The organism is Cupriavidus sp. SW-Y-13 (assembly GCF_009793345.1).
Lineage (GTDB): Bacteria > Pseudomonadota > Gammaproteobacteria > Burkholderiales > Burkholderiaceae > Cupriavidus.
On the sequence record NZ_WHLX01000001.1, the window covers coordinates 933256 to 950776 of the forward strand.

Sequence of the window (17521 nt, forward strand, 5' to 3'; positions counted from 1 at the left end):
GTCAGGCGGTGGTGGTGACTTGTGCGGCCTGCACGGCTTCCACGGCATCGAGAATCGCTTCGCTCGTGGCCGGTGCGCGCAGCGGCGGGTTGACCTGGTAGTCACCCACGGCAGCAATCGCATCACGGATCGCGAAGAACACCGAGAACGGCAGCAACAGCGGCGGCTCGCCCACGGCCTTCGAACGGTGAATGCTGTCCTCGACGTTCTCGTTCTGGAACAGCCGCACGTGGAAGCCTTCCGGCACGTCGTTGATCGTCGGGATCTTGTACGTGGACGGTGCGTGCGTCATCAGCTTGCCCGCCGCGTTCCACCACAGTTCCTCGGTGGTCAGCCAGCCCATGCCTTGCACGAACGCGCCTTCCACCTGGCCGATGTCGATGGCAGGGTTCAGCGATTTGCCCGCATCGTGCAGCGCATCGGCACGCAGCAGCTTCCATTCGCCGGTCAGCGTGTCCACGAGCACTTCCGAGCACGCGGCACCGTAGGCGAAGTAGTAGAACGGCCGGCCATGCAGTGCTTTCTGGTCCCAGTACAGTTTGGGCGTGGTGTAGAAACCATCGGACCACAACTGCACGCGCGACACGTAGGCTTCACGCACGAGGTCGCCGAACGGCATGCGCAGTTCGCCGGCGATCACCAGATCGTCGTTGAAGCGCACGGTGGAGACTTCCACGCCGGCCTTGCGCGCGGCAAACTCGGACAGGCGTTCGCGGATCTGGCGCGCGGCGTCCTGCGCGGCCTTGCCGTTCAGGTCGGCGCCGGTCGAGGCCGCCGTGGCCGAGGTGTTGGCAACCTTGCTGGTGTCGGTCGCGGTCACGCGCACGCGTTCCATGCGGATACCCAACTCGTGCGCCACCACCATCGCCACCTTGGTGTTCAGGCCCTGCCCCATCTCGGTGCCGCCGTGATTCACGAGCACCGAGCCATCGTTGTAGACATGCACCAGCGCGCCGGCTTGGTTGTAGTGCGCCACGTTGAACGAGATACCGAACTTCACGGGCGTGATGGCGATGCCCTTCTTGAGGATCGGACTCGTCGCGTTGAACGCTCGCGTGGCCTCGCGACGTGCCTGGTACTCGCTGGAGACCACCAGTTCGTCGATCAGTTCATGGATGACGTTGTCTTCCACGGTCTGGCCGTACGGCGTGACGTTGCGCTCGCCCTTGCCGTAGAAGTTGGCGCGGCGGACCTCAAGCGAATCCTTGCCAACATTGCGCGCCACGTTGTCGAGGATGTACTCGATGGCAAACGCGCCCTGCGGACCGCCGAAGCCGCGGAAGGCCGTATTGCTCTGCGTGTTGGTCTTGCCGCAGTAGCCGTCGATCTGCACGTTCGGCAACCAGTAGGCGTTGTCGAAGTGGCAGATCGCGCGGGTCATCACCGGGCCCGACAGGTCGGCCGAGAAACCGGCGCGCGACACCATCTCCACGCGCACGCCTTCGAGGCGGCCTTCGTCGTCATGGCCCACGTCGAAGTCGAACGTGAAGTCGTGGCGCTTGCCGGTGATCATCATGTCGTCGTCGCGGTCCGGACGCAGCTTGACCGGGCACAGCAGCTTCCATGCCGCCAGCGCGGCGCAGCACGCGAACATGGCCGATTGCGATTCCTTGCCGCCAAAGCCGCCGCCCATGCGCCGGCATTCCACCAGCACCTGGTGCGCGTGCCAGCCGAGCATGTGGGCCACGGCGTGCTGCATTTCGGTGGGATGCTGCGTGGAGCACCACACGTGCATGCCATCGTTCTCGCGCGGCGCGGCGTAGGCGATCTGCCCTTCGAGGTAGAACTGCTCCTGTCCGCCCAGGCGGATGTGGCCGCTGTCGCGATGCGCAGCCGACGCCAGATGCGCGGCGGGCTCGCCACGCGTCAGGTGCATCGGCGCCAGCACGTAGCTGCCCGCCGCGTGCGCGGCCTCGGGCGACAGCACCGGCGGCAGGTCTTCGTAATCGATGTCGGCCAGACGTGCGGCACGGCGCGCGGCGTCATGCGAGGTGGCCACGACGATAAAGATCGGCTGGCCGATGAACTGCACGGTGTCTTTCACCAGGATCGGATCGTCGTGGATGATCGGGCCGCAGTCATTGACACCGGGGATGTCATCGACGGTCAGCACGGTCACCACACCCGGCGCCTTGCGCACGCGGTCGAGGCCGACCGATTTCAGTCGCGCATGCGCCTTGGTGCTCATGCCGAGCGCGGCGTGCAGCGTGCCGGCCAGTTCGGGAATGTCGTCGGTATAGGTGGCGGTGCCCGCCACGTGCAGATGGGCCGATTCGTGCGGGCGCGAGATGCCCACTTGCGGCGTGGACTCTGCGGCCACGCTGGCGTCGAGCAGGAAGGGTTCGGTTTGCTTGTTCATGCTGACTCTCCTCAGACGCTTGCGGTTTCACCAGCACCCACGGCCTCGCCAGCGCCCAGCGCGCGGACATTGACCATGGCAGCGGGGAGGGCGCCATCGCGCGTCTCCAGCCAGAAGCGATAGAGCAGGTTGGCGGCGCCGCGCGAGCGGTAGGCCGCGGTAGCGCGCATATCGGAAAGCGGCGTGTAGTCCTGACCCAGTGCAGCCATGCCGGCGCGCACCGCGGTTTCGTTCCACGGCTGGCCCGTCAGGGCGGCTTCCGCCAGCGGGGCACGCTTGGGTGTGGCGGCCATGCCGCCAAAGGCGATGCAGGCAGACTTGACGATGCCATCTTCGACATCGATGCCGAACGCTGCGCACACGGCCGAGATGTCCTCGTCGAAACGCTTGGACAGCTTGTACGTGCGGAAATGCTGCGGTCCCTTCACCGGCACGCGCAGGCCCGCCACGAACTCGCCTTCGACCATGGCAGTCTTCTGATAGGCGAGGTACAGGTCTTCCAGCGGCATCGTACGACGGGTCTCGCCACGCTGCAGCACCACCTCTGTGCCCAGCGCAATCAGGGCCGGCATCGAGTCACCGATCGGCGAGCCGTTGGCGATGTTGCCGCCCAGCGTGCCCGCGTTGCGGATTGGCAGCGACGCAAAGCGCTTCCACAGTTCGGTCAGATCGGGGTGCGTTTCGGCCAGCGCGGCGTAAGCCTTTTCCAGCGTCACGGCCGCGCCGATCTCGATAACGCCATCGCGCTTGGCCATGCCGGTCAGGTCTTCCACCTGGCCGACGTAAAGCAGGTTGCCCAGTTCACGGAACTGCTTGGTCACCCACAGGCCCACGTCCGTGCTGCCAGCCAGGATGCGGATGCCAGGCTCGGCGGCCTTGATCGCGCCGAACTCGGCGGCGGTGCGCGGGGCGTAGAAATGCTGGCCGCGCACGCTGTAGTGGAAGGTCTCGCCGCGCTTGAGGTTACGCAGCGTATCGGCAATCTGCTTCGGATTCAGGCGGCTGGCCGTCGGCGCGGGCAGGGCCATCATGCGCTGGCCGGCATCGACGATCGGGCGATAGCCGGTGCAGCGGCACAGGTTGCCGGTCAGCGCATCGCAGATTTCCTGCCGAGGGGGCGGGGCGGCGCCGGGCGTGTGCTGCTGGTACAGCGCCCACAGCGACATGACGAAGCCGGGCGTGCAGAAGCCGCATTGCGAGCCATGACACTCCACCATCGCTTCCTGCACCGGGTGCAGCGCGCCGTCGGCCTGGCGCAGGTCTTCCACCGTGATCAGCGCCTTGCCGTCGAGCGTGGGCAGGAACTGGATGCAGGCGTTGACGGCCTTGAACTCGACATCGCCGTCCTGTTTGAGCTCGCCCAGCACGACGGTGCAGGCACCGCAGTCGCCTTCGGCACAGCCTTCCTTGGTGCCGGTGCAGCGCACGTCTTCACGCAGGTACTGCAGGACAGTGCGGGTGACGGGGGCGTCTGCCACTTCCTGGACCTGGCCGCGGTGGAAAAAGCGGATGGTTTGCGTCTCCATGGTCTTCTCTCTTTCGGGGATGGTTGCAAACATAGCATTGGCCCTTTGATGCAATATTCGGCCCATGTGATATGCCCCATCAAGGCGCGCCCAAGGCGACGCGCCTGCGCCGGAACTCCAGCCCCATGGCGGCCTGGCGGCGTTTCTCCGGGTCTTCCCGTAGTTGGGGCGCTGTGGGCGTCCGAATTGACCGCATCGGGGGTGGCTGTCATACACTATGCGCCGTTCCCTTCCCCCACGCCAGCCACGCCCCGCCCGAGAGAGCGCAGGCGCGTGGCGGCATCTGCCATGCACGGACGCGACCATCTCGATACTTACCTGCTGCGGGTACTGCACACCCTGCTCACCGAGCAGAGCGTGACCCGCACCGCCGTCCGGCTGGGCCAGTCGCAGCCGGCCATCAGCAATACGCTGAAGCGCCTGCGCGAAATTACTGGCGACGCCATCCTGGTGCGCGGCAAGAGCGGCATGGTGCCCACCGAGCGAGGCCGCGAGTTGTTGCTGCTGGCCGAGCAGAGTCTGGCGGCGATGGACCGCATCGCGCGTCCGCCGCAGCAGTTCGATCCGGCCACGACGACGCGCACGTTTCACCTGGGCGCGCCGGACTACCTCGACGCCTTCTTCCTGCCGAATATCGTTGAACGCGTGCGCCGGCTGGCGCCGGGCGCCAAGCTGTTCATCCATCCGATGACGCAGTCGGCGGACTTTCTCGATGCGCTGGAGCAGGGCCATCTCGACATCGTGGTGGGCAACTGGCTGTCGCCGCCCGAGCATCTGCACATCTCGCCGCTGTTCGACGATGAAGTGGTCTGCATGCTCGGCGCCCAGCACCCGCTGGCCCGCCACGGGCTGACGCTGCGGCACTACCTGGAAATGCCGCACCTCGCCCCGGCGCCGTACGCGTCGATGCAGCGCAGCATGATCGACCAGGCGCTGGCCGAGCAGGGCTACAAGCGCAATATCCAGGTTACGCTGCCGTATTTCGGGCTGGTGCCTTACGTGCTGATGAAAACCGACATGGTGTTCACCACGGGCCGCCAGTTTGCCGCTCACTATGCCCAGTACCTGCCCATCCGGATGGTGCCTTCGCCGGTGTCGTTCCCGCGCATGCGCTTCTACCAGCTCTGGCACGAGCGCTGCCACGCCGCGCCGGACGTGATGTGGCTGCGTCGCATGATTGCCGAAGTGGCGTCCGACCTGCCGCAATTGCCGCGCCTCGAACCGGTGCCCGCCAGCCAGGGCTGAATCGGGTGGGGGAGTGCCGATAGGGGCATAATCGCGTCAAAGGCGCAGGCTGGCGGCGACGGGATTACACTGCCTCGAAGCGCATTGCGCCAATGCGCTGCAAACGAGGACTCCCATGCTCGAAACCGCCGCGCTGGCCGCCGGCATGTCCTGGGCCAGCGGCTTCCGTCTCTATCTGGCCGTGCTGACTGCCGGGGTGCTGGCGCGTCTTGGCTGGCTCGATCTCCCGTCCGGACTCCAGGTGCTGGCATCGTGGTGGGTGATCGGCGTAGCCGCCATCCTGACCGTGACCGAGTTCGTGGCGGACAAGGTGCCCGGTTTCGACACCGCCTGGGACGGCATCCAGACATTCATCCGTATTCCCGCCGGGGCCATCCTGGCTGCCGCCGCGTTCGGCCACATGGACCCGCAATGGACCGTGGCGGCCGGCCTGGTGGGCGGTACGCTGGCAGGCACCGCCCATGCCACCAAGGCCGGTACGCGGGCGCTGATCAATGTCTCGCCCGAACCTTTTTCCAACTGGGTGGCCTCATTCACCGAAGATGTGGGCACGATAGGCGGCCTGCTGCTGGCGATCTTCCTGCCGGTGGTGTTCTTCGTGCTGCTGGGCGTGTTCCTGCTGGTGGCCATCTGGTTGCTGCCCAGGCTTTGGCGCGGGGTCAAGCGGCTGCACGCGGGGCTGCGCGGTGTGGGGCGTGGTTCCGCAGGGGGGCCGCCCCGCCGGCCGTGACTGCGATATCCCTTTTTACTTCCTGAATACAGATTTCCCGATAGCCAACTGCCGATGCCAGCCGAGACCGTTTCCGTCGATCCCCCCGTCCGATTCTCCGCGTGGCGCCAGGCCCTGCGCATGGCCCGCCGCGACTGGCTGGCTGGTGAACTGACGCTGCTGCTGTTTGCGCTGGTGCTGGCCGTGGCGGCGCTCTCCAGCGTGGGTTTTCTGGCCGACCGCATGCGGCTGGGGCTGGAGCGCGATGCGCGGCAAATGATCGGTGCCGATGTTCGCCTGAGCGCCGATCAACCCTTCGACACGGCCTTTATCGACCGGGCGAAGCGCGATGGATTGCAGGTGGCGCAGACCGTGACGTTCCCTAGCATGGCCACGGCGCGTCCGGCCGGGGCACCGGAAGGAGGGGAGGCCGCCAGCCAACTGGCCGCGCTCAAGGCCGTCAGCGACGGCTACCCGCTGCGCGGCGGCCTCAAGCTGGCGCAGGCACCCGGCGGCGACGAAGCGGCGGCGAACGGCATCCCGGCCCCCGGCACGGCCTGGGTGGACGAGGCGCTGCTGGGATCGCTGAACCTGCGCATGGGCGACAGCATCCAGCTGGGCAGCCAGACGTTCCGCATCGAACGCATCATCACGCAGGAACTCGATCGGGGCGCCGGCTTCATGAACTTTGCGCCACGCGTGATCTTCCCGATGAGCGATCTGGAAGCGACCAGGCTGATCGGCTGGGGCAGCCGCGTGACATACCGCCTGCTGGTGGCGGGCCCCGATGCCGCAGGGCAGGCGTACCAGAAGTGGGCCGCCGACGAGATCGAGCAGAAGCATTTGCGCAACATGCATGTGGAATCGCTCGAATCGGGTCAGCCGCAGATGCGTGCCACGCTGGACCGCGCCGAGCGGTTCCTGTCGCTGGTGGCGGTGTTGTCGGCGATGATCGCCGCCGTGGCCATCGCAATGTCCGCGCGCCGGTACATGCAGCGCCACACCGACGCCTGCGCGGTCTACAAGTGCATGGGCCTGTCGCGGCGACAGATCCTGGCTGCGTTCGGCATCGAGTTCCTGCTACTGGGACTGGGCGGTGCACTGGTCGGGGTGGCGATTGGTTACGCCGCGCACTATGGGCTGCTCAAGTCGCTGGGCGGCGTGCTGCAGGTTTCGCTGCCGCATCCTTCGCTGGTGCCGGCGCTTGTCGGCATGGCGGCCGGGCTGGTGCTGTTGGTGGGGTTTGCGCTGCCGCCGCTGCTGGCGCTCACGCGCGTCGCGCCGCTGCGCGTCTTGCGGCGTGACATCGGTCCGCCGCCCGTTTCGGCGTGGATCGCCTATGCGCTGGGGCTGGTCGCCTTCGTGGCGCTGCTGCTGGTGGCCGCGCGCGATGTGAAACTCGGCATCACCACGGCAGGCGGCTTCGTGGGCGCGGGCGCGGTGTTCGCCGTATTGGCGCTGGTGCTGCTGCTGGCATTCTCGCGCGCCATGCGTGGCCGGGCGCGCGGCAGCGTGGGATGGCGCTTTGCGCTGGCCGTGCTGGAGCGGCGCCGGGGGGTAACGGTGCTGCAGACGGTGGCGCTGGCGGTGGGACTGATGGCGCTGCTGCTGCTCGGCATGACGCGCAACGACCTGATCGATTCGTGGCGCAACGCCACGCCGGCCGATGCGCCGAACCGCTTCATCATCAACATCCAGCCCGACCAGCGCGAGCCGCTGCGCGACATGCTGGCCAGTAGCGGCGTGGACGACAGGCTGTTCCCGATGGTGCGCGGCCGCCTGATCCAGATTGGCGAGCGCGCGGTGCAGGCCGATAGCTATCGCGAGGACCGTGCGCGCAGACTGGTGGAGCGCGAGTTCAATCTTTCGTATATGGACGCGCTGCCGGAAGGCAACGAGGTGGTGGCGGGTAAATGGGATCTGGGTCAGGGCAATGGTGGGGCCTCGGTGGAAGAGGGCATCGCCAAGACCCTGAACATCCGGCTGGGCGATACGCTGCGCTTCGACATAGCGGGCCAGACCGTGGAAGCGCCGGTCACGTCGTTGCGCAAGCTCGAATGGGGTTCGATGCGCGTCAATTTCTTCGTCATCCTGCCCACGGCCCGGATGCATGACATGCCAGCCACGTACATCACGGCGTTCCATCTGCCGCCTGCCCAGGCGGCACTCGGCAACAAGCTCACTGCGGCCTTTCCGAATATCACTGTGGTCAATACGGACCTGATCCTGCGTCAGGTTCAGGGCGTGCTCGATCAGGTCATCGCCGCCGTGGAGTTCCTGTTCATCTTCACGCTGCTGGCCGGTGTCACCGTGCTGTACGCAGCACTGTCCGGTGCGCGCGACGAACGCAAGCGCGACGCGGGCCTGCTCAAGGCGCTGGGCGCGTCCGCGGCGATGGTGCGGCAGACCCAGTACGCGGAGTTTCTCGTTGTGGGCGGCCTGGCCGGGCTGCTGGCCAGCCTGGGCGCCGTCGCCGTGGGCTGGGGCCTGTCCCAGTTCGTGTTCGACTTCCCCTACCGTTTCAACGCGTGGATTCTGCCCGTGGGCGTGGTTTCTGGCATGCTGTGCGCTTTTGCGGGCGGCTGGCTGGGTTTGCGCGAGGTGCTGCGCCAACCGGCACTGGCCACGCTGCGCGATGTGAATTGAGCCAGCCATGAGTGACGACACCACCAACAACGACAACAACGAACAGCGCGAGGAAATCACCGCCTACGAACTGCTGGGCGGCGAGGCGCGCGTGCGCGAACTCGTGGACCGTTTCTACGACCTGATGGACCTGGAGACGGAGTTCGCCGGCCTGCGGGCGCTGCATCCGCCGACGCTCGACGGTTCGCGCGACAAGCTGTTCTGGTTCCTGTGCGGCTGGCTGGGCGGCCCGAACTACTTCATCGACCGCTTTGGCCATCCGAAGCTGCGCGCACGCCATCTACCCTTCGAGATCGGCACGAGCGAGCGCGACCAGTGGATGCGCTGCATGGCGCTGGCGATGCAGGATGTCAACGTGCCCGAGACGCTGCAGATGCGGTTGATGCAGGCGCTGTTCCAGACGGCCGACTGGATGCGCAATGTCCAGCGCTGAAACGTCGAGGATTCCCGCCGCCGCGCAAGCCGTCCTCGATTTCTGGTTCGGCTTGCCCGGCTCCAATGTGTGGAACCAGACGCGGCGCGAGTGGTTCATCAAGTCCGATGCGTTCGATGCGGAAATCCGCACAAGGTTTCTTGCCGACTGGCAGGCCGCGCATGACGGCGCCCCGGATGACTGGTCTGTGACCCCGGCCGGCGCTTGCGCGCGGATCGTGCTGCTCGACCAGTTCCCGCGCAACATGTTCCGTGGCGAGCCGAGCAGCTTTGCCACGGACGGTCAGGCGCTGGCCTTGGCGCAACGCCTGCTGGCCGATGGCCGGGATCGGCAAATGCCCACGCCATGGCACCGCATGTTCTGCTATCTGCCGTTCGAGCATGCAGAGGACATGGCGCAGCAGAACATCTCGGTACGGGAATTTACGGCACTGCGGGAGGACACGGCGGGTGCCGTCGATGTGGTGGAGTGGGCCGAGAAGCATCGGGACTTCGTCGCCCGTTTCGGGCGGTTCCCGCACCGCAACGCGGTGGTCGGGCGTGCAACCTCGGAAGAGGAAGCGGCTTTCCTGAAGCAACCGGGGTCGCGTTTCTAGCTGCGCAGTGCCGCGTGCCTTTGGCGCCGCCCAATCGGGGCGGGTGGGCCGCTGTGCTTATAATCCCAATCCTGCCGATCGAAGTTCTGTCCAGATATCCATGGAAGCCAAGCCGCAAACTGGCCCGCGTCGTACCCGGGACCGCATTCTCGATGTTTCGCTGCGCCTGTTCAACGAACTGGGCGAGCCGAACGTCACCACCACGACGATCGCGGAGGCCATGGAGATCAGTCCCGGCAACCTCTACTATCACTTCCGCAACAAGGACGACATCATCAATTCCATCTTCGTGCGCTTCGAGCAGGAGATGGAGCGCCGCCTGAAGATGCCGGAGGACCACAAGGCTACGCTGGGCGAGAGCTGGGACTACCTGCAGTACATGTCCGAGTTCCTGTGGAATTACCGCTTCCTGTACCGCGACATCAACGACCTGCTGGCGCGCAACCGGATGCTGGAAACCAACTTCAAGCGCATCGTCGAGCAGAAGAAGCGCTTCGCGCTGGAGATCTGCCGCCAGTTCCAGGAAGACGGCGACATGGATGCCACGCCGGAACAGGTGGATGCGGTCTGCACCAATATCGTCGTGATCGCCACGTACTGGCTGTCTTTCCAGTTCGTGCAGCACCCGCGCCAGTACAACGATCCCGAACAGATTCGCGGCTATCTGCACGGCTCCAGCTATCACATCTTCTCGATCCTCGCGCCCTACCTGCGCGGCAAGGCGCGCGAGGCGTTCGACCAGTTGGCGCGCGACTACGCCACGCAGAAGGCCGCTGACGACAAGGCCCGTGCCGACAAGGAGCGCAAGTGAGCACGAGCACGATGACATCGATCTGCGTCTATTGCGGCTCCAGCCCGGGATTCCGGCCGGAGTATGCCGAGGCCGCCCGAACGCTGGGCCAGCGCATGGCCGAGCAAGGTCTGGCACTGGTCTACGGCGGTGGCAAGGTCGGCCTGATGGGGATCGTGGCGGATAGCGTGATGGCACACGGCGGTACGGCCATCGGCGTGATCCCCGATGCGCTGATGCAGAAAGAGGTGGGCCATCGCGGCCTGACCGAACTGCACGTCGTGCGCAATATGCACGAGCGCAAGCAGATGATGGCCGACCGCTCCGATGCCTTCATCGCCATGCCGGGGGGAGTCGGTACCTTCGAGGAACTGTTCGAGACCTTTACGTGGGCCCAGCTCGGCTATCACGACAAGCCCGTGGGGCTCCTCAACGTGGCGGGTTTCTACGATGGGATGCTGGCCTTCCTGAACCACGCCGTGGGCGAGGGATTCCTGAAACAGGTACACGCCGACATGCTGCATGTATCGGATCGCGCCGAAGACCTGATCGGCAAGCTCGCGGCGGCGCCGCGCGTACACGTCGACAAATGGCAGGCGGGGCGCGAGAAAACCTGACGGCGCCCTGATGCGGCGCTGCTGATCCTATTTCAGCAGCGCTCCCACCCAGTGCACCAGGTGTGGCCCGCCAATCGCCAGCCACGTCCCGCCACACAGCACCAGCGCCAGCATCACCGCCGCACTGCCGAAATCCTTGGCGCGTTTCGATAGACTGTGGCGCTCCAGCGAGATCCGGTCGATGGCTGCCTCTACGCTGGAGTTCAGCAGTTCCACGATCAGTACCAGCAGCAGCGTGCCGAGCAGCAGCACGCGCTCCACGATCGATACCGGCAGCAAAAACGCGCACGGCGCCAGGATGACCACCAGCGTCAGTTCCTGGCGAAACGCACTTTCTTCCAGCACGGCGAAGCGCAGGCCCGACAGCGAGTTGATACCCGCATGCCACGCCCGGCTCAAGCCGCGATTGCCCTTGTGGGGATTCTTTTCTACGGAGTAGTCGGCGTCCACTTCAGCCGCCGTTCGGGCGGTGGTCGGCCGAGGCAGCGACGGATCTCGCGGTTGCGTGGGGTGAGACTTGGCCATGATCGGGTGCGACGGGTTGTACCGGGTTGTCGGTGCCGCCCGCCTGGGGTGCCAGCGGACGCAGGTGCGCGAGGAACTGCTCGGATGCCGCGCGCCAGGAGAATTTCTCGGCATGCGCGCGGGCCGTTGCGCGGTCGATGCGCAGGGCTTCCAGGCAGGCTTCCCGCAGGTCTTCGTGCATGACGCCAGCCGGGCTGTCGCCGAGCACGTCGATCGGCCCCGTCACCGGATAAGCCGCCACGGGCAGGCCGCTGGCCAGCGCTTCGAGTAGAACCAACCCAAACGTATCGGTCCGGCTTGGGAACACGAAAATATCTGCGGAAGCATACACCTTTGCCAGTTCTGGCTGTTTGAGCACGCCCAGATAGTTTGCAGACGGATACCGCGACTTCAGTGCCGCCAGGGCCGGCCCATCCCCCACGACCCATTTGGAGCCGGGGAGGTCGAGTTGCAGGAAGGCCTCGACGTTCTTCTCCACTGCCACGCGACCCACGTAGAGGAAGATCGGATGCGCCGTGTTTAAAACGTTTGCTCGCTGCGCGGTAAAGACATCGAGATCCACGCCGCGTGTCCACAGCACACCGTTGGTGATGCCGTAGTGCTGCAGGTCGTCAAGCACGACCGGCGTGGGTGCCATGACCGCGCGCGCCGGACCATGGAACCAGCGCAGGAAGCGGTAGGTCCAGGCCAGCGGAATGCCGAAGCGTGCCTGCACATATTCCGGAAAGCGTGTGTGGTAGGCCGTGGTGAATGGCAGGCGGTGCTTCATCGCATACGCGCGCGCCGCCAGGCCGAGCGGGCCTTCCGTGGCGATGTGGAGCGCCTCGGGGCGAAATTGTTCGATGCGTTGGCGCACCCGGCCCGATGGCAGGATCGAGAGGCGGATTTCGGGATAGGTGGGGCAGGGCACCGTGCGGAATTCCAGCGGCGTGAGCAGGTCGACCGTGTGGCCCATGGCCTCGAGTTCGCGACGCGTGGACTTCAGGGTGCGCACCACGCCGTTGACCTGCGGTTCCCAGGCATCGGTGACGATCATGACTCTCATCGGGAGACTCCTTGCGGCGGTTCAGGCCGGATGTTGGGGATGCGTGGGGTGCGTGGTATCGCTGCGCACGTTGGCCATCGCAGCGGTACCACGGAAGGGATGCCGCTCAGGCGGCGACTGTTGCGCTGCGGCGGCGACGACGGCTGACCGGCTCGGGCGGATCGATCAGCGTTGTCCAGTAGATGATCTTCAGCTCGCCCTCCATGGTCTCCACCAGTGCGGAGAGGCTTTCCACCCAGTCGCCGTCGTTGCAGTAGAGCTGGCCGTCCACCTCGCGGATCTCGGCCTTGTGGATGTGGCCGCAGACCACGCCATCGCATCCGCGTCGGCGCGCTTCGTCCACCATCGCGTGTTCGAACGAGTTGATGTAGCTCACCGCGTTCTTGACCTGATGCTTCAGGTATTGCGAAAGCGACCAGTACTCGAAGCCGAGCCGGGCGCGCACGCGGTTGAAGTGCCGGTTCAGCGCCAGGATCATCGTGTAGAGCGAGTCACCCAGATGGGCGAGCCACTTGGCATGCTGTACCACCCCGTCGAACAGGTCGCCGTGCACCACCCAGAGCCGCTTGCCGGTGGCGGTCACGTGGACCGTATCCTCGCGCACGGTGATATCGCCAAACGCCATGCCGTCGAACTGGCGCGCGGCTTCGTCGTGGTTGCCCGGCACGTAGATGACCTCGGTGCCCTTGCGTGCCTTGCGCAGCAGCTTCTGCACCACGTCGTTGTGGCTTTGCGGCCAGTACCACCCTCGGCGCAACTGCCAGCCGTCGATGATGTCACCCACGAGGTACAGCACGTCGGAGTCGTTGTGCTTCAGGAAGTCGAGCAGGTAGGTGGCCTGGCAGCCTGGCGTGCCGAGGTGGATGTCGGACAGCCAGATCGCCCGGTAGCGATGCATCGGCGATTCGTTGTCGGCGGTGGAGCGGCAGGCGGCGCTATCGCCCGGATGCAGCGCGGCGTGTGCGGTGGGGGTGTCGGCAGGCAGGTCTACGGGCGGCGGCATGAAGGCCGCAAAGGCGGCGGACATCTGGGCAGATATCGGGAGTGCCACGTCGGGCTTGCCGCGCAGGCGTTGCGCGAGCCGCGAAACACTACCGCGTGTAGATCGGATGGCTTGCATGGCGGCCCCGGTGTCGGCGATGGCTGCATTGAGCCAGCGCGGCATGACGGAGCCGTGACGGAAACATGAATGTCACATGAAATCGTCGGGGGAAATCAGGCTTGCTGGACCGGGGCGTTTTGCGCGCGCAATTGGGCCAGTGCTGCGAGCGTGGCTTCGATTGCACGGGGATGGCGCAGTAGTGCAACATGCCCGATGCCGTCGAGCGCAACATGGTGAGCGCCTTCCAGCCACGAGGTGCCAGGTGGACCCGCAATCGAATCGTGCCAGCTGAAGACCGAAACGATATGCGCGCGCATCGCGGGCGTTTCGGCGGCAGCCAGCGCGGCCAGCCATGGACTCTGCCAGCGCATCTGCCAGGCGTTGCGGCCACCGGCAAAGCGCGCCAGCGCGCAACCATGGTGAGGGCTGCCCAGTGTGACGATGCCCGTGCTGGGCGGTGTCGAACCATCGCGCGCCGCCAGCACCAGCGCGGCCCGCGCGGCGAGTCCGCCCATGCTGTGGCAGACCAGCAGCGGTGGATGTCCCGTACGTGCGGCCATCTCTCGCATGCGGGCCAGCAACGGCGCCGCATAGTCGTCGATATCGCCCAGCACGGGCGTCAGGTCGATGCCCTCACATTGATATCCCGCCGCCGCGAGCGCGGGGGCCATGTCCAGCCAGATCGCGTGATTGCAGCCGTATCCATGCACCATCAGCACGTGCGGTGCGTCAGGCAGGGGGCGGGCCGGCTGTGCAAAGTCAAGGCGCGAGCGGAACGGCTGCAGCCAGTTGAACATGCGGAAGACTGCGCGGTACTCGGTCAGATATCCGCGCATCGCCGCGGGGATGCCAAGCGGCTGGCAATGCGGCGCATCGGTCGGAAGCGGGGGACGTTGTTCCGGTGCAATACCTACGCCAGCGAGCGTGGCCGCGAATGCCAAGGCGATGCTGAGGCCGAATGCCGCGAGCACGGCAAGGACGGCTGTCACCAGGGCCACAGGGACGGTCCAGCCGGCCGAGAGGATCAGCCACGCGGCCAGTGAGGCCATGGCAGCTACCTGCAAGGTCACGGCAACGCGTCGCAGGGCGGCGGCCGTGAGGCTCACGGCTGTTGCGGCCGAAGGTCGATCAGGCGCGTGCCAGCCAGTCGGTCATGCAGCAGTTGGCGTCGCGGATCGAGCCACGCCAGCGACAACCAGATCAGCAGGCCCACTGCCAGCGCACCGACGAACGGCCCCTTGGTCAGACCGAGGGCGTGGCCCACGGCGGCGGCGGGCGGCAGCCACAGCCACGCCAGTACGAAGCGCAGCAATGCCTGCGGCCAGCGCGGCGGCAGACCCGATGCGTTTTCCACGCGGATACGCCATGTCTGCATCGCCAGCGTCTGACCACTGCGCTGCCAGAACCAGGAGAAATAGAACGCCAGCACGGCAAAGACCCAAGCCTGCCGCACGTAGGGGTGATCGATGCCGATCCGATGCAGGGCGGGCTGGACAGCCACGTATAGCGCGCTGGCGGCCATCAGGACGCCGAACAGCAGCACGCCGTCGTAGAGCATGCAGAACAGGCGGCGGCGCACCGGCGGTGTACGCGGCGTGGCGGCGGGCGAGGGGTGGGACACGGTTGGAGTGGCGGCAGGCATGGCGCTAGGCAGCAGGGTAAGCGGCCATTATGCCAAGCGTGCGTGGATGGCGGAATCGCGGCAAGCCAGTACGGCTAGCCGGTGCTGCGGAACCGTTCGGAAATCCTGGCCGGGCAACCGGAAAGTTAACGCGTCGGTTCTGACCGGTTGAAGTCAGTGGAGGCCTCGCCCGTGACGGGCGGGGCAAGCCCTTCGGACTGCGGCGGTGCGACGGCCGCCGTGGCGGCCGATGCCGGCAACACGGGAGCCGGGGCCACTGGCGCCGACGCGGCGGCCACCGCATCGGCGGCCGGCACCGATGCGGGCGCGGCCTCGGGCGTGCTCGCTGCCTTCCTGCCGTGATGCTGCGATGCGCGTGCCGACTCCGGCAACGGGCGCTTGCCGGAGGGCAGGGCACTCACCGCGCCAGGACGGCCCGGTACTTTCTCGGCGGCGGCCAGCTTCTTCTTCTGGTCGTCAGGCAACTGCTGGTAGCGATCCCATGCCTCGGACTTCTTCTCCTGCGGCAAGGTACGCGTGATCTGGTAGTTCTCGCGCGCCAGGCGACGCTGCTGCGGTGTCATCTTGACCCATTCGGTCATGCGCTCCTGCAGCCTGGCCTGTTCCTCGGGTTTGAGCCGGGGATACAGGTCCGCAATGCGTTGCCATTTGCGGCGGTTCAGTTCGGGAATCGTGTCCCAGAGTGGTTGCAGCGGGGCAAGGACCTTCTGGTGCGACGGGGTCAGCTCGGCCCACGTCGGATGGGCATTGACGACGGGGCGCGCTGCAGGCTGGCTGGCGGCGGGCCCCTGTGCACGCGCGGTGTCGACCACGGCATCGATGCCAAGTGCAGCCATCGCCGTGCCTGCTACGCAAAGTGCGGCAAGCCGGCGACGGAGCGCGGCGGTCCGGAGAATCATGCGCGCCATCCTATTGGTCGCGGTCGCGCTTCAGGAACACGTGGAATCCCTGGTCGGCATAGGCCGAGGGCGGCAGGTCGTCGAGCAGCATCGCGGCGTCCACATCGGCCAGTTCCTCGACGCGTTTCTGTTCCTGCCAGCGATAGATACCCAGCAGGCCCGCGCCCAGCGCCACCAGTGTCCAGACCAGTGCAAGCTTGCGCATCCATGCGCCAGCACGGTGCAGGGGCGTGTCGCCCTCGTCTTCGAAGGCGAAGCCGCGCGGCGCGCCCGGCATGGCCAGTTGCGGTGCATGGGCAGGTGCCTCCGCCTTTCGGGCGGCCAGCGCTATCCGCCGCGCGGCGGCCAGCCGGTCGGAAATGTCTTGCGGCACGGCATCCGCAGAGGCATCGAGTGCCAGGCGGATCTGGTGCGCAATGCGCCGTTCGTGAATATCTCGTTCGTTTCTGCTCATAGTCGGACCCCCCGCGCACGCAAGGCTTGCGCCAGTGTGTGAGTTGCACGGGAACAGTGCGTCTTGACGCTGCCCTCCGAGCAGCCCATCACGGCTGCCGTTTCGGCCACGTCCATATCCTCCCAGTAACGCATCAGGAAAGCCTCGCGTTGACGCGTGGGGAGTCGCTGTATTTCCTGTTCGATGATGTGCATGACCTGGGCGCGCTCCACCTTGTCGGCGCTGCTCTCGGACATCTGGGTGCCGGATTCGGCCTCGAGCGTCTCCAGCAGGTCGCTGTCGTCGCTTTCGCGCTCGTCGCGAAGGTTGGAGAACAAGGTCACCCAGGTATTGCGCACCTTCTGGCGGCGGAACCAGTCGTGGATGGTGTTCTGCAAGATGCGCTGGAACAGGGGCGGCAGTTCCGCGGCACTTTTGTCGGCGTACTTCTCCGCCAGCTTGATCATGGCGTCCTGCACGATGTCCAGTGCAGCTTCGTCATCCCGCACGGCGAATACGGCCTGCTTGAAGGCGCGGCGCTCCACACTGGCGAGAAAATCGGAGAGTTCCTTGTCGGTGGCCATGCAGGCAGAAACAGCAGTTGGGCGGGGATGCCGGGTCGAATGTGCCGTCCAAGTCCTATGGCACTCCGAAGATGTCTGCGATGCTAGCAAAAAACAGGTCGTTTCGGCCACTGCTGTATTCAAGTGCAGACATGAAGGCTGCCTCCGCAGCGGGCGCCGGTGTGGCGTTCATGCGCCGCGCTGGTGCGGCAGTGCAAAAAGTTCTTTTATTGCGTCGCAGCCTTGCAGTATCATCGACGGTTCACACGACATCAGTGGTTGTCTCATCAGACCGCTTATAAGGCGGTCTTCTCATGCAGACGCGCACCGCTTGAACCCGAGCCACAAGCCCGGCAGAGAGCATCCAAACAATTTTTTGCCGAAAATTGCAA

General features: G+C 66.0%; 17 protein-coding genes. 7 read left to right on the forward strand and 10 right to left on the reverse strand.

Going from position 1 to position 17521, the window contains the following annotated elements:
• Position 1: 1 nt before the first annotated feature.
• Positions 2–2359 (reverse strand): xanthine dehydrogenase molybdopterin binding subunit, encoded by a 2358-nt coding sequence (gene xdhB, locus GA566_RS04270; protein ID WP_160471743.1) that lies wholly within the window; start codon positions 2357–2359, stop codon positions 2–4.
• Between the two features lie 11 nt (positions 2360–2370).
• Complete coding sequence (gene xdhA, locus GA566_RS04275) at positions 2371–3885, reverse strand: xanthine dehydrogenase small subunit (protein WP_160471744.1); 1515 nt, start codon at positions 3883–3885, stop codon at positions 2371–2373.
• Between the two features lie 288 nt (positions 3886–4173).
• On the opposite strand from xdhA, the gene GA566_RS04280 reads away from it, so the two are divergent.
• The 7 genes from GA566_RS04280 (at position 4174) to GA566_RS04310 (ending at position 10920) form a co-directional block, all read left to right on the forward strand.
• Positions 4174–5130, forward strand: coding sequence for a LysR substrate-binding domain-containing protein (locus tag GA566_RS04280; protein WP_160471746.1), 957 nt, complete (start codon positions 4174–4176; stop codon positions 5128–5130).
• Positions 5131–5245: 115 nt separating this feature from the next.
• Positions 5246–5860, forward strand: coding sequence for a DUF4126 domain-containing protein (locus GA566_RS04285; RefSeq protein WP_160471748.1), 615 nt, complete (start codon positions 5246–5248; stop codon positions 5858–5860).
• 54 nt (positions 5861–5914) lie between these two features.
• Positions 5915–8485, forward strand: a complete 2571-nt coding sequence (locus tag GA566_RS04290) for an ABC transporter permease (protein WP_137922991.1) — start codon at positions 5915–5917, stop codon at positions 8483–8485.
• A gap of 7 nt (positions 8486–8492) precedes the next feature.
• Positions 8493–8918 carry a group II truncated hemoglobin gene (locus GA566_RS04295; RefSeq protein ID WP_160471750.1) on the forward strand — a complete coding sequence of 142 codons (426 nt, stop codon included), beginning with the start codon at positions 8493–8495 and terminating at the stop codon, positions 8916–8918.
• Positions 8905–9513 carry a DUF924 family protein gene (locus GA566_RS04300; RefSeq protein ID WP_160471751.1) on the forward strand — a complete coding sequence of 203 codons (609 nt, stop codon included), beginning with the start codon at positions 8905–8907 and terminating at the stop codon, positions 9511–9513. Before GA566_RS04295 ends, GA566_RS04300 begins: the two co-directional genes overlap by 14 nt.
• A gap of 100 nt (positions 9514–9613) precedes the next feature.
• The gene (locus tag GA566_RS04305) at positions 9614–10324 is read left to right on the forward strand and encodes a TetR/AcrR family transcriptional regulator (protein WP_160471753.1); all 711 of its coding nucleotides are present in this window, start codon (positions 9614–9616) and stop codon (positions 10322–10324) included.
• 11 nt (positions 10325–10335) lie between these two features.
• Positions 10336–10920, forward strand: coding sequence for a TIGR00730 family Rossman fold protein (locus GA566_RS04310; RefSeq protein ID WP_137923072.1), 585 nt, complete (start codon positions 10336–10338; stop codon positions 10918–10920).
• A gap of 27 nt (positions 10921–10947) precedes the next feature.
• Here the strand turns inward: GA566_RS04310 and GA566_RS04315 are convergent, their stop codons facing one another.
• The 8 genes from GA566_RS04315 to GA566_RS04350 form a co-directional block, all read right to left on the reverse strand.
• Positions 10948–11445, reverse strand: coding sequence for a diacylglycerol kinase (locus GA566_RS04315; RefSeq protein WP_137922994.1), 498 nt, complete (start codon positions 11443–11445; stop codon positions 10948–10950).
• The gene (locus GA566_RS04320; protein WP_137922995.1) at positions 11372–12490 is read right to left on the reverse strand and encodes a glycosyltransferase family 1 protein; all 1119 of its coding nucleotides are present in this window, start codon (positions 12488–12490) and stop codon (positions 11372–11374) included. The genes GA566_RS04315 and GA566_RS04320 overlap by 74 nt, the downstream gene beginning before the upstream one ends.
• 106 nt (positions 12491–12596) lie before the next feature.
• Positions 12597–13655, reverse strand: a complete 1059-nt coding sequence (locus GA566_RS04325; RefSeq protein ID WP_137922996.1) for a UDP-2,3-diacylglucosamine diphosphatase — start codon at positions 13653–13655, stop codon at positions 12597–12599.
• Between the two features lie 50 nt (positions 13656–13705).
• Positions 13706–14698 (reverse strand): alpha/beta fold hydrolase, encoded by a 993-nt coding sequence (locus GA566_RS04330; RefSeq protein ID WP_160471755.1) that lies wholly within the window; start codon positions 14696–14698, stop codon positions 13706–13708.
• Complete coding sequence (locus tag GA566_RS04335; RefSeq protein WP_137922998.1) at positions 14695–15234, reverse strand: RDD family protein; 540 nt, start codon at positions 15232–15234, stop codon at positions 14695–14697. The genes GA566_RS04330 and GA566_RS04335 overlap by 4 nt, the downstream gene beginning before the upstream one ends.
• 125 nt (positions 15235–15359) lie before the next feature.
• Positions 15360–16133, reverse strand: a complete 774-nt coding sequence (locus tag GA566_RS04340) for a DUF3106 domain-containing protein (protein ID WP_370459265.1) — start codon at positions 16131–16133, stop codon at positions 15360–15362.
• 10 nt (positions 16134–16143) lie between these two features.
• Entirely contained in the window at positions 16144–16587 is a 444-nt protein-coding gene (locus tag GA566_RS04345) for a DUF3619 family protein (RefSeq protein ID WP_160471756.1), read from the reverse strand.
• The gene (locus tag GA566_RS04350; RefSeq protein WP_160471758.1) at positions 16584–17150 is read right to left on the reverse strand and encodes an RNA polymerase sigma factor; all 567 of its coding nucleotides are present in this window, start codon (positions 17148–17150) and stop codon (positions 16584–16586) included. The genes GA566_RS04345 and GA566_RS04350 overlap by 4 nt, the downstream gene beginning before the upstream one ends.
• Positions 17151–17521 lie beyond the last annotated feature (371 nt).